1 protein-coding gene is annotated in these 416 nt (G+C 67.1%); it reads left to right on the top strand.

The annotated features are described in order from the left end of the window. The coding region (locus tag FJV41_RS50965) for a condensation domain-containing protein (protein WP_246137946.1) at window positions 1-416 on the top strand (416 nt) is incomplete at both ends.

Genomic DNA, 416 nt, shown 5'->3' with positions numbered 1-416 from the left:
GCCCGGAAGCTCAAGCAGCTGGCGCAGAAGGAAGGCGCCACGCTCTTCATGGTGCTGATGGCTGCCTACCAGACGCTGCTGCACCGCTACAGCGGCCAGCAGGACTTCGCGGTGGGCTCACCTGTCGCCAACCGCCGGGCGCCCGAGCTCGAACCGCTCATCGGCTTTTTCGTCAACATGCTGGTGATGCGTGCGGATGCGTCGGGGGACCCGACCTTCCGCTCGTTCCTCCACCGAGTGCGGCAGGTCTGCCTGGATGCCTACTCACACCAGGACGTGCCCTTCGACAAGCTGGTGGAGGAGCTGCAACCGCCCCGCGACCCCAGCCGCAACCCGTTCTTCGAGGCCGTCTTCGTCCTCCAGAACGTGCCTCAGCCGGCCCTGCGGATTCCGGGCCTGCTCGCGCGCTACGTGGA

The organism is Myxococcus llanfairpwllgwyngyllgogerychwyrndrobwllllantysiliogogogochensis, assembly GCF_006636215.1.
Lineage (GTDB): Bacteria > Myxococcota > Myxococcia > Myxococcales > Myxococcaceae > Myxococcus > Myxococcus llanfairpwllgwyngyllgogerychwyrndrobwllllantysiliogogogochensis.
The sequence above is the reverse complement of the archived record's forward strand: the minus strand, read 5'-3'. Positions and strand labels throughout refer to the sequence as shown.